Source organism: Rahnella sp. AA, from assembly GCF_002834385.1.
Classification (GTDB): Bacteria; Pseudomonadota; Gammaproteobacteria; order Enterobacterales; family Enterobacteriaceae; genus Rahnella.
The window spans coordinates 492,508-504,087 of sequence record NZ_PITQ01000002.1; the positions used below are offsets into that span (position 1 = coordinate 492,508).

At 56.8% G+C, this 11,580-nt stretch carries 12 protein-coding genes; 10 read left to right on the forward strand and 2 right to left on the reverse strand.

Features of this window, described 5'->3' with window-relative positions; genetic code table 11:
• The first annotated feature begins 29 nt into the window (after positions 1 to 29).
• The 6 genes from CWS43_RS06985 (at position 30) to yghU (ending at position 7,921) form a co-directional block, all read left to right on the forward strand.
• On the forward strand, positions 30 to 1,430 hold the full coding sequence (locus tag CWS43_RS06985; RefSeq protein WP_101076190.1) for a sugar porter family MFS transporter: 1,401 nt from the start codon (positions 30 to 32) through the stop codon (positions 1,428 to 1,430).
• 27 nt (positions 1,431 to 1,457) lie between these two features.
• Complete coding sequence (locus CWS43_RS06990; RefSeq protein ID WP_101076191.1) at positions 1,458 to 2,828, forward strand: MFS transporter; 1,371 nt, start codon at positions 1,458 to 1,460, stop codon at positions 2,826 to 2,828.
• Positions 2,825 to 4,543: a dihydroxy-acid dehydratase gene (gene ilvD, locus CWS43_RS06995; RefSeq protein ID WP_101076192.1), complete on the forward strand. Its 1,719-nt coding sequence runs from the start codon at positions 2,825 to 2,827 to the stop codon at positions 4,541 to 4,543. The genes CWS43_RS06990 and ilvD overlap by 4 nt, the downstream gene beginning before the upstream one ends.
• Before the next feature lie 2 nt (positions 4,544 to 4,545).
• Entirely contained in the window at positions 4,546 to 5,448 is a 903-nt protein-coding gene (locus tag CWS43_RS07000) for a dihydrodipicolinate synthase family protein (protein ID WP_101076193.1), read from the forward strand.
• Complete coding sequence (locus CWS43_RS07005; protein ID WP_101076194.1) at positions 5,445 to 6,218, forward strand: SDR family NAD(P)-dependent oxidoreductase; 774 nt, start codon at positions 5,445 to 5,447, stop codon at positions 6,216 to 6,218. Before CWS43_RS07000 ends, CWS43_RS07005 begins: the two co-directional genes overlap by 4 nt.
• An 851-nt stretch (positions 6,219 to 7,069) precedes the next feature.
• On the forward strand, positions 7,070 to 7,921 hold the full coding sequence (yghU, locus tag CWS43_RS07015; protein WP_101076196.1) for a glutathione-dependent disulfide-bond oxidoreductase: 852 nt from the start codon (positions 7,070 to 7,072) through the stop codon (positions 7,919 to 7,921).
• Between the two features lie 58 nt (positions 7,922 to 7,979).
• On the opposite strand, the gene yghX is transcribed toward yghU, so the two are convergent.
• A complete protein-coding gene (gene yghX, locus CWS43_RS07020) occupies positions 7,980 to 8,885 on the reverse strand; it encodes a YghX family hydrolase (protein ID WP_101076197.1) in 906 nt (301 codons plus the stop codon).
• A gap of 154 nt (positions 8,886 to 9,039) precedes the next feature.
• Here yghX and CWS43_RS07025 point away from each other — a divergent pair, with 154 nt between their 5' ends.
• Positions 9,040 to 9,240, forward strand: a complete 201-nt coding sequence (locus tag CWS43_RS07025; protein WP_101076198.1) for a DNA polymerase III subunit theta — start codon at positions 9,040 to 9,042, stop codon at positions 9,238 to 9,240.
• A gap of 5 nt (positions 9,241 to 9,245) precedes the next feature.
• Here the strand turns inward: CWS43_RS07025 and CWS43_RS07030 are convergent, their stop codons facing one another.
• Entirely contained in the window at positions 9,246 to 10,127 is an 882-nt protein-coding gene (locus tag CWS43_RS07030) for a LysR substrate-binding domain-containing protein (protein WP_101076199.1), read from the reverse strand.
• A 105-nt stretch (positions 10,128 to 10,232) separates the two neighbouring features.
• On the opposite strand from CWS43_RS07030, the gene CWS43_RS07035 reads away from it, so the two are divergent.
• Genes CWS43_RS07035 through CWS43_RS07045 form a run of 3 tightly spaced genes read left to right on the forward strand, consistent with a single transcriptional unit; the run spans position 10,233 to position 11,539 of the window.
• Positions 10,233 to 10,559 (forward strand): carboxymuconolactone decarboxylase family protein, encoded by a 327-nt coding sequence (locus CWS43_RS07035; RefSeq protein ID WP_101076200.1) that lies wholly within the window; start codon positions 10,233 to 10,235, stop codon positions 10,557 to 10,559.
• Positions 10,560 to 10,574: 15 nt separating this feature from the next.
• Positions 10,575 to 10,982, forward strand: coding sequence for a tautomerase family protein (locus tag CWS43_RS07040; protein WP_101076201.1), 408 nt, complete (start codon positions 10,575 to 10,577; stop codon positions 10,980 to 10,982).
• 11 nt (positions 10,983 to 10,993) lie between these two features.
• Positions 10,994 to 11,539 (forward strand): DUF4865 family protein, encoded by a 546-nt coding sequence (locus CWS43_RS07045; RefSeq protein ID WP_101076202.1) that lies wholly within the window; start codon positions 10,994 to 10,996, stop codon positions 11,537 to 11,539.
• The last annotated feature ends 41 nt before the right edge of the window (positions 11,540 to 11,580 follow it).

Genomic DNA, 11,580 nt, shown 5'->3' on the forward strand with positions numbered 1-11,580 from the left:
AAAAATCAAAATAATCTCAAAGGTGACTTATGACGACGAATATCATTCCCCGGTCGGTTCCGCACACCAACCGGCAAACCCTGTTGGTGTGCCTGCTAGCCGCGCTGGCTGGCCTGCTGTTCGGGCTGGACATGGGCGTAATCGCGGGCGCGTTACCGTTTCTGGCACAGGAATTCGGGCTGAGCAGTCATCAGCAGGAAATGGTGGTCAGCGTGATGATGCTCGGCGCCGCGCTGGGTGCGTTATGCAGCGGGCCGCTGTGTACGCGCATCGGGCGCAAAAAAACGTTACTGATCGGTGCAGCGCTGTTCGTCGCCGGCTCCGTCGGCTGTGCCTTTGCGCCTGATCTGCAAATCCTTATCGTCTCGCGTTTCCTGCTGGGCGCGGCGGTCGGCGTGGCCTCATTTGTGGCGCCGCTTTATCTCTCCGAAATCGCGCCCGAGCATATCCGTGGCAGCATGATTTCCCTTTATCAGCTGATGATCACCATCGGCATTCTGGCGGCGTTTCTTTCGGATACGGCGTTCAGCCAGAGCGGTGACTGGCGCTGGATGCTGGGCATCATTACGTTCCCGGCGCTGATTTTGTTCGGCGGTGTCTTAACGCTGCCCGAAAGCCCGCGCTGGCTGATGATGAAAAACAAAAGTGAACTGGCCGAAAAGGTGCTGTTGCTGTTGCGTTCGACCAAAGCCGAAGCACACATCGAACTGGAAGCCATCCGCCAGAGCGTGCAGATGAAACAGCGCGGCTGGCAGTTATTCCGCGCCAACGGCAATTTCCGCCGCACCACCTGTCTGGGTGTGCTTTTACAGTTCATGCAGCAGTTCACCGGTATGACCGTCATCATGTATTACGCCCCGAAAATCTTCGCGATTGCCGGTTTTGCCTCCACGCAACAGCAGATGTGGGGCACGGTCATTGCCGGATTAACCAACGTGCTGGCGACCTTTATCGCCATCGGTCTGGTGGATCGCTGGGGCCGTAAACCGATTCTCAAACTGGGTTTCAGCGTGATGGCGATTTGCATGGCGCTGATGGGTTACATGTTCTTCGTGGGCATCACCAGCCTCGCGCAGCAATACACCGCCGTCACCTTACTGCTGATTTTCATCGTCGGATTTGCCATGAGCGCCGGGCCGCTGATCTGGGTGTTGTGCTCTGAAATCCAGCCGCTGGCAGGCCGCGATTTTGGCGTCACCTGCTCCACGATGGCGAACTGGATTGCCAACATGATCATCGGCGCGACCTTCCTGACGCTCATTGACACCATCGGCAGCGCAGGCACCTTCTGGCTTTACGCCGCGCTCAACGTGGTCTGCATCGTCCTGACCCTGATCTTCGTCCCTGAAACCAAAAATATCTCACTGGAAAACATCGAAAAAAATCTCATGGCCGGTTTACCGCTGAGAAGCATCGGCAATCAGCGCTGATCCCATAGGATGACAAAGAGGTAAAACATGACAACCCCAGATCCTGAAAAAGCGACCGGCGCGGTTTACCGCAAAATCACGCGCCGCCTGATCCCGTTTTTAATTTTGTGTTATTTCTTCGCCTATCTCGACCGCGTCAACATCGGGTTTGCCAAGCTACATATGCAGGACGCGCTGAATTTCAGCGACACGGTGTATGGCGTCGGCGCGGGGATCTTCTTCATCGGCTATTTTCTGTTTGAGCTGCCGAGCAATCTGATGATGCAACGCTTCGGCCCGCGCTTCTGGATCGCGCGGATCATGATCAGCTGGGCGGTTCTGTCGGCGGCGATGATCTTTGTCACCACGCCCGTGCAGTTTTACGTGCTGCGTTTCCTGCTCGGCGTGGCGGAAGCGGGCTTCTTCCCCGGCATCGTGTTTTATCTCACGCTGTGGTTTCCGTCCTGGCGGTCAGCACGCACGCTCGGCCTGTTTATTCTGGTCACGCCGCTTTCCACCATCATCGGCAGCCCGCTTTCCGGTTTTATTCTGAAAGCTTTCGAAGGCGCAGAGGGCTTGCACAACTGGCAATGGCTGTTTCTGGTGGAAGCGGTTCCGTCCTTCCTGCTGGCGTTTGTGGTGCTGCGTTATCTCGATAACGACGTCAAATCCGCCCGCTGGCTGACGGAAAGTGAGAAGCACATTGTCGCCCGCGACCTGGACACCGACCGCCAGCGCAGCCTGGCCGCCAACGCGGGTAAGCCACCACAAAGCCTGAAGCTGATGTTCCGTAATGGCTACGTCTGGCTGCTCGCGCTGATTTTCTTCAGCTTTAACATCGGTTATTACGGCATCAATTTCTGGCTGCCGTCGATCATCAAAACCTCGGGCGTCAGCGACGATTTCCACATCGGGCTGCTGGCCGCCCTGCCTTATGCCTTCGGCGCGGTGTTTATGGTCTGGAACAGCCGCCACTCTGATCTTCACAGCGAAAGGCGCTGGCATATCGCCATTCCCGCCATTATCGGCGCGGTCGGGCTGACGCTCAGCGCGTATTGCAGCGGCTCCACGTTCTGGATGATGGCCTGGATTTGCCTTGCTATGTCCGGAACGCTGGCGCTGATCCCCACGTATATCAGCCTGCCCGGCACCCTGCTTTCGGGCACGGCGGCAGCGGCGGGCATCGCGCTGGTCAACTCGGTGGGCAATCTGGCCGGATTCTTCGGGCCAACCGTACTTGGCTGGCTGAAAGATAACACCGGCAGCACCAACACCGGCCTGTATATCCTCGCCGCGTTTTTGCTGCTGTGCGCACCCCTGATTTTTTTATTGCCAGCCCGGCTGGTCAACCCCCGCCGCTATGCTGAAAAGCCGGCTGAAACCGATGAAGTATCGTCATTAAAAAGAGGCAGTGTATGAGCGGATGTACAACGTGCGGCACCTGTGGTGGCGCGCAAGACGACCATTTTAACCCGGTTTTACGCGGTGACGACGGCGCACTGAAACGCGCGCTGTATAAATCGATGGGGCACACCGACGGCCAGCTGCGCCGCCCGGTCATTGCCGTGGTAAACAGCTACACCAACGCCACCGCCGGACACGTTAATCTCAATGAACTGACCGCCGGAGTGCTCAAAGGGATTGATGAAGCAGGCGGCGTTGGCATGGTTTTCGGCACCATCGCGCCGTGTGACGGCATCGCCGAGGGGCATCTGGGGATGCGGTATATTCTGGCCGCACGCGAAGTGATCGCCAGCTCGATTGAGGTCATGATGCGCGCCCACCGGTTCGACGGTATGGTCATGCTCGGTTCATGCGACAAAATCGTTCCCGCCATGCTGATGGCCGCCGCACGACTGGATATTCCGGCGATTCTGGTCAACGGCGGGCCGATGTACCCCGCGCATTATCACGGCAAAGACTGGGACGGCAATATTGTCACCGAGGCCATCGGCTGGAAACGACGCGGTGAAATCGACGAAGCGGAATTCCGCCACATTGAAGATATCGCCGAACCCGGCCCCGGCTCCTGCACCATGTACGGCACGGCCAACACCATGTGCTGTATTTCAGAAGTGCTCGGCATGAGTTTACCCGGCAGCAGCACCCTGCCCGCGATTTCTCAGGAGCGCCGCGATTGCGCGTTTCGCACCGGCCAGACCGCGGTGGATTTAGTGAAGCGCGGCGTCAATGCACGCCAGATCATCACACCTGCGTCAATCCGCAATGCTATGGTTTACCTGCTGGCAACCGGCGGTTCCACCAACGCCATTTTGCATCTGCAGGCCATTCATTACGAAGCCGAGTACGGGCATCTGCCGCTGTCGGATTTCGACAAACTGAGCCATCACGTTCCGCTGGTCGCCTCGCTGTATCCGGCGTCTGAATACGACATGATTGATTTTTGGGAAGCCGGCGGCGTGGCCGCCGTCGAAAAAGAAATCAGCTCGCTGATGGACATTTCGGCACTGACCGTCAGCGGGCAAACCAAAGCGCAATGGCTGGAAACCGCGTCTAAAACACGACGCCCGGAAGTCATCCACACGCTGGCTATTCCGGTGCGTAACGAAGCGGGTGTCGCCGTGCTGCACGGTAATCTTTCACCGCTCGGCTGCGTGGTCAAACCTGCCGCCGTGCCGGAAAACCTCATGACGTTCAGCGGCCCGGCGGTGGTTTTTAACAGCGAACAGGAATCCGTTGATGCCATTCTTTCCGGTGAAATTGCGCCGGGCAGCACGCTGGTTCTGCGTTATGAAGGACCGAAAGGCGGGCCGGGTATGCCGGAAATGTACAAACCGATGAAATGCCTCGAAGGTATGGGGCTGTCGGACAGCTGCGCACTGATCACCGACGGTCGTTTTTCCGGCTCCAACCGCGGCCTGTTCGTCGGGCATATTTCGCCGGAAGCCAGCGACGGCGGCGACCTGGCGCTGGTGCAGAACGGCGACATCATCACCATCAACATTCCCACCCGCGAACTGACGCTCAACGTCAGCACAGAGATTCTGGCCGAACGCCGCACCCGCTGGGTGCCGGTCGAAAAACAGGTACCGCGCGGATTCCTGCGTTTATACCGCCGCTGGGCATTACCAGCCGCACAGGGCGCCGTTTTAGCCGACCGTGACGAGGAGTAAAAATGATTCATTCTTCCGATATTTGCGGTGTCAATCCGATCGCCGCCATGCCCTTTACCCGGCTGGGTGAACCGGATTTCGCCAGTTTCAACCGGATGCTGGAACACCTTGCGGCCACCGGCATTCAGGGGCTGACACTGTTTGGCATCGCCAGCGAATTCCCCAAACTTGACGACAGCGAGCGCCTGCTGCTGGCCGATTGTTTTCTCTCGAGCCTGCAAGGCAGCGGCATTTTTCGCGCGATGTCCGTGACCGACCACAGCACAGAGGTAGCGGTGAAACGTGCGCGTGACTATCAGAAACGCGGTGCTGACGCACTGATGTTACTGCCGCCGTTCTTCCTGCAACCCGACGCTGCCGCGATTTCGCATCACATTTTCTCGGTGCTGGAAGCGGTGGATATTCCCGTGATGGTGCAATACGCGCCGGGGGAAACAGGGCTTGCGATCACGCCCGAACAACTCAGCGATGTGGCGACACGCTACCCGCATGCGGTTTTCAAAATCGAATGTAACCCGCCGGTCAGCTACACCCGTGAATTCCTGCAACGCGCGCCGCAGGCCAGCGTGCTCAACGGCTACGCCGGTTTGTACATGCTGCAAATGCTGGAAGCCGGCGGTAAAGGTGTGATGCCCGGCTGCTCGTTCAGTGAAATCTACGTGCAGATTTACCGGCTGTGGCAGGCAGGAAAAACGGACGCGGCGCAAGCGCTGCATCAGCAACTTTTGCCGTGGATCCGGCCATGGATGACGCACTGCGAATACATCATTCAGGTGGAAAAAACGATTTTGCACCGGCGCGGGATTATTGCGACAGATTACTGCCGCCATCCGGGCTGGACGCTGACCGCACAAGACCATCAGACCATCGACAATTTCCTCACGACTTTTTCGGAGTTCCTATGAACACATCTTCCCGCACGCCGCGCGTGGTGATTGTCACCGGCGCCAGCCAGGGCATCGGCAACGCTATCGCGCAAACCTTTCTGAATCAGGGCGATATTGTGGTCGGCTGCGCATTTTCCGCACCCGACAAAGCGCCTCACGCGCAGGATCTCAGCAAAAGATATCCTGATAAATTTTTCTATTACTCTGTCGATATGACCCGGACGGAAAGCATCGAAGAATTCATCAGCCGCGTGACTACCCGCTTTGGCCGCCTTGACGTGCTGGTCTCTAACGCCGGAAAAAATGTTTTCAAAGGCATCAGCTGTGAGCTGGAAGACTGGCATCACAATCTCGACCTGAACCTGCGCTCCCACTGGTACATTGCCAAATGCTGTCGCGAGCTTCTGGAAAAATCCAAAGGCGTCATTCTGGTGATGACCTCCAACCACGCCTTTTCCACTATGCCGGGCTGCGCACCGTATAACATCACCAAACGCGCCCTGCTCTCGCTGGTACAAAGCCTCACCATCGAATGGGGCCCAGCCATCCGCACCGTCGGCATTGCACCCGGCTTTATCGACACCGCCGGAAATCAGGTGTGGTTTGATTCGCACGAAGACGGTGAGAAATCGCGGCAGGACACCATCAGCAAACACCCGGTAGGGCGCATCGGCACATCAGAAGAAGTGGGTGAACTTTGCCTGTATCTCGCCAGCCCGGCGGCCGGTTTCATCGCCGGTACCACGATTGTGATGGATGGGGGGAGGAGTGCGTTAATGCAGGACTGATGGGGCAGATACCGCTGCCCGGGCGGGTTCTCACTTGCAGTGATGGGCTTGTTCGAGAAGATTTCAGTTTCTCAATTGCATTGAGGGGCTGACAACGGATCGAGAAAATTTCGGTTTTTCATGTACGGTGATCGCTCAGCGGCTCGCGCCGAAACCGAGCAAGGGAGGAAAGTGCTTTTCCTCCCTTGCATCCCTCCCCGCTTTTTTCAACACGCGCTGTCGCTGGCTGGCTAAGTTTCAGCAGCCGCAGTTATTGCCGCGAAAACTTGCCGCTACGCGGTTCCTTCGTTTCGGTCTTCGAGCCCACGGTCTCGAAACTCTCACTCAGCAAGCTTTCTGATAGCGGCCACTGGCTTTTAAACAAAGGCAAAGCCGCAGTGTAATTTTCAGATCAAAAGGAGTGAGGTTGCGAACTAAAAAGCCCCCAGCCGCTTTCAAAAATCACGCCGTAGCGAGAGGAGGAAAAACGCGTATCTTTATCGCGCGGTTTGTAACCCGAGTGAAGGGAACCGCGCAGCGGCGGGATTTTGCGGCACTAGCAAATATTGCTGAAACAGTGCCAGCGAGCGGCAGCGCGCAGTTAAAAAAGCGCGGGTGTCCAGAGGGCGCGCGCTTACGCGCCCTTTGGGTCAGTTTGGGCGGCAAGCCCAAGGTTTTGACCTTTGGGCCAGTTTGGGTGGCAACCCAAGGTCTTGATTTTGACCTTAAGGCCAGTTTGGACGGCAAGCCCAAGTTCTCACCCCAAAGGCATCGCCTTGACTCCTCCAGGGCACATTCTCAGCGTCACGCGCCATTATCTCCTGCTAGACTTTTGAATCTTAAACACCCTTAAATGCAGACGGAGCATCCTCATGTCAGAACAGTATCAACCGCCTAAAGTCTGGACCTGGAATAAAGACGAAGTCAGCAAGTTCTCAAACATAAACCGTCCGGTTGCAGGCCCGACTCACGAGAAAACGCTGCCGGTCGGCAAACACCCGTTGCAGCTGTATTCTCTGGGCACGCCAAACGGCCAGAAGGTGACGATCCTTCTCGAAGAATTGCTGGCGCTGGGCGAAAGCGGCGCGGAGTACGACGCACATTTGATTCGCATTAACGAAGGCGATCAGTTCTCCAGCGGTTTTGTTGATGTGAACCCGAATTCAAAGATCCCGGCGCTGCTGGATAACTCAGCTAAACCGCCAATCCGCGTATTTGAATCCGGCAATATCCTGCTGTACCTGGCGGAGAAATTCGGTCAGTTCCTGCCGAAAGATCTCGCGGGACGCACTGAAACCCTTAACTGGCTGTTCTGGTTGCAAGGATCTGCACCGTATCTGGGCGGCGGTTTCGGGCATTTCTATAATTACGCGCCGGTCAAAATCGAATACGCCATCAACCGTTTTACGATGGAAGCCAAGCGCCAGCTCGACGTGCTGGACCGCCAGCTGGCCGATCACCGCTTTATTGCCGGTGAAGACTACACGATTGCCGATATCGCCATTTTCACCTGGTACGGCAGCCTCGCGCAGGGTGGCCTGTACGATTCCGCCGAGTTCCTGGATATCCAGTCCTACAAAAACTTCCAGCGCTGGGCGGCGGAAGTAGCAGGTCGTCCGGCAGTTAAACGCGGCCGTATCGTCAACCGCACCTGGGGCGAGCCAGATCAGCAACTGGCAGAGCGCCATGACGCGTCAGATTTTGATGACAAACTGAAATCCTGATCCCTGTCGGATTAAGCCAGAATGCAAAAAGGGCAGGATCATCTCCTGCCCTTTTCAGTTATGCCGTCTCAGTCTTCGGGTCGAGATACTTTTTAAACCAGGCGATGGTGCGCCCCCACGCCAGATCGGCGGCCGCTTTGTCATAACGCGGCGTCGAATCGTTGTGGAACCCGTGATTCACGCCGGGATAAACATACCCTTCATACACTTTATCGTTCGCCTTGAGCGCGGCCTCATACGCCGGCCAGCCGTCGGTAATCGGCTTATCGAGCTCAGCGTAATGCAGCAGTAATGGCGCTTTGATGCGCGGCACGTCTTCGGCTTTTGGCTGGCGTCCGTAAAACGGCACCGCCGCCGCCAGTTCCGGGTAAGCCACCGCCGCCGCGTTTGCCACGCCGCCGCCATAACAGAAACCGGTAATACCGACTTTTCCGGTGCCCGTTTCGTGGTGCATCAGGAATTCCACAGCGGCAAAAAAGTCATTCATGAGTTTGGTGGGATCCACTTTCTGCTGAAGCTCGCGGCCTTTCTCATCGTTACCGGGATAACCACCGACAGAACTCAGGCCGTCCGGTGCCAGCGCCACAAATCCGGCTTTCGCCACGCGGCGCGCAACGTCTTCGATATACGGATTCAGGCCCCGGTTTTCATGCACCACCACCACACCCGGCACTTTTCCGGCGGCTTTTGCCGGACGTACCAGATAGGCTTTTACGCTGCCGTGCCCCTTCGGCGACGGATACTGAATATATTCCGCCACAATATCAGGGTCGGTAAACTGCACCTGTTCGGCGTAGGCGTAATTGGGCGTCATCAGCGTGGAGAGCGCCGCCAGCGACAGGCCACCCGCCACAAATTTTGCCGAGAGATCGAGAAACTCGCGTTTTGTCATTTTGCCGTGAACATAAAAATCAAAGTATTCGAGCAGTTCTGGCGGAAAATCTTTAGCTGTCATTCGCGTCATCGTCAGGCTCCGTTCCGGGAAATTGAAGACTAAATAATGGTCTGCTTTTGGCTTTTTTGTAAACTGATTGTGAAATTGGATTTCAATCCGTCGCCTCAGCAAACCCTTTTGCCTGCCGACAATGCTAAACTGCGTTCAGTCAAAAGGAGACGCTATGAATAACAATCTCGCAGGTCTTACCCAGGAAGAAATGGAAAAAGTGAGTGCCGGACTGGCGGCCGGAACCGTCGCCGTGCGCGAACGCAATAACCTTCCCGTCAACGCACAGGAAGTTGAGATGGAGCAACCGGAACATCTGCGTCCTTACTTTCGCGAGCGGCTGGAACACTACCGCAGCCAGCCCGCCAAAAAGTAAAACCGTTACTGCCCGGCGGCGAAAAAGCCGGTGATGGCATCAGTCAGATACGTCGCCGGTTCGCCCGGCTGCATCTGTCCCCGATGGAGGCTGATGCCGATGTCACCCGGCGCGGGCAGGTCATCCAGAACCTTCAGGGCGGCAGGCCTGCCAAAATCCGAGCGCAAAGTAATGCCCAAACCGGCGGATAACGCCGCCCAAATCCCGCCCAGGCTACGGCTGGTAAAGGCAATCCGCCACGGGATCCCTGCGTTATCCAGCGCCGTCGTCGCCGCATTTCGCATCAGGCATGGCGCTTCAAACACCAGCAAAGGCAGCGGTTCACCGGTTTGCAGATAATGCGCCAGTGAGAAATTTTGCGGCCCAACCCAGCGCAGCGGAATACGGCCCAGTGACCGGCTGGTGGGGAAAAACGGGGCGTCGTCCGCCTGCCAGCACACCGCCAGATCGAATTCGTTATGCCGGATCCCGTCGAGCAATTGCTGGTTTCGCGTGATGCTGGCAGAAAGCTGTACCTGCGGATGCGCGCGGGTGAACGTGCCGAGAATGGCCGGTAACAGCGCCTCGCCGAAATCTTCCTGCATGCCGAGACTGATGCTGCCGCTCAGCGTGCTGGCCGATAACGCCGCGCTGGCTTCGTCGTTGAGGCTCAAAATCCGCCGCGCATAGCTGAGCATAACTTCGCCCTGCGCGGTCAAAATCAGATGCCTTCCCGCCTTTTGCACCAGTTCCGTGCCCGCCTGCTGCTCCAGCTTTTTCAGCTGCGCGCTGACCGCCGACGTCGAGCGCCCGAGGCGATCAGCCGCCAGCACAAAACTTCCCAGTTCGATGCCGGCGACAAAACTGCGCAGCGCTTCTGCATCAAAAGTTACCGGTCGTTTAGCCACGTTTAATCATCCCGTTTTTATGGATTAATGCTGCTGATATTTTCGATATTAAGGATAATCATAACGCCTTATGCTCCTTTTCACACCCGCAAAAAGGAGCCTGATATGAGCACCACGAAACCATCCCCCATGCAGCCACCTGAAACCATGACGCGCCTGACGCCAAAGCTCGCGCAAGTGACTGAGCAGGTTTTGTTTGGCGACCTGTGGCAACGCAGCGAGCTGCCTGCGCGCGACCGCAGCCTGATTACCGTCGCTGCGCTGATTGCGCTGAACCGCACCGAACAACTGCCGTTTCATCTGGAACTGGCCGTCAGAAATGGCGTCACGCACGGCGAACTGAGCGAAGTGATCACGCATCTGGCATTTTATGCCGGATGGCCCGCCGCGGCTTCTGCGCTGACCCGTTTCGCTGCGCTCGACCCGCAATAACAGAGGAAAGTCATCATGCCTTTTACCCGAATTTCACTACCTGAACACCGTCTCGAAGGCTGGAAAAAAGCGATTTCAACCGTCTTGCAGGACGCGCTGGTCACGACATTTTCAGTCCCTAAAGACGATTGCTTCCAGCTGTTTGAACCGGCCAGCCGGGATCAGCGGGTGATCAACCCGACATATCTGGCAGGGCCGGGCAGCAGCCGCTCTGACGATTTTCTGCTGTTCCACATCACGGCGGGGAAACCCCGGGATGTGGCTCAGAAAGGCGCGCTGTACCGTTATCTGAACGAAAACTTGCACGCAGAAATCGGCATAGACCCGGCAGATATCATGATTGTGGTGAATTTCACCCAGCCCGAAGACTGGTCATTCAGCCACGGTGACGTCTTCCGTATTGCCGGCATCAGCCACTCATAAGGGGCCAATACATGATTGCGATGCAATACAGTTTCACGCTGCCTGCGGATTACGATATGGGGATTATTGAACGGCGGATTGCCGATAACGGGCATTTGCTGGACGGCTTTCCGGGGCTGATTTTCAAAACCTATCTGTATGCCCGCCGGGATGATACTGCGACGGGCAGTGAGGAAAATCTCTACGCGCCGTTTTATCTGTGGCAGGACGCGGAAAGCATGCACCGTTTTCTGCTCAGCGCCGGTTTTCAGGGCGTCGCGAAAGCCTTCGGATGGCCGCAGGTCCGGGTTTATCCGGTGCTTTCCGCCCGAATCAGTCACGATGTAGCGGCAGCTATTTTTGCCCGGAGACAGATTACGGATATCACGCCTTACAGCGATCTCACGCAGCTAAACACTGAAGAGACCGGCAACGAGGCGCTTATCAGCGTAACCGCATGGGACACAATAAACTGGAAGAGGATACGTTTTACGGCCGGGGGAAATGTGCAGTCCGGAAACGGTCAGCATTATCGTATCGGGCATATTTCATTACCCGGTGAAGAAGCGGCTGGTTGAAGAAAATGCGGTCCCCCTTCCGGCAAAAAATGCGCAGGAAG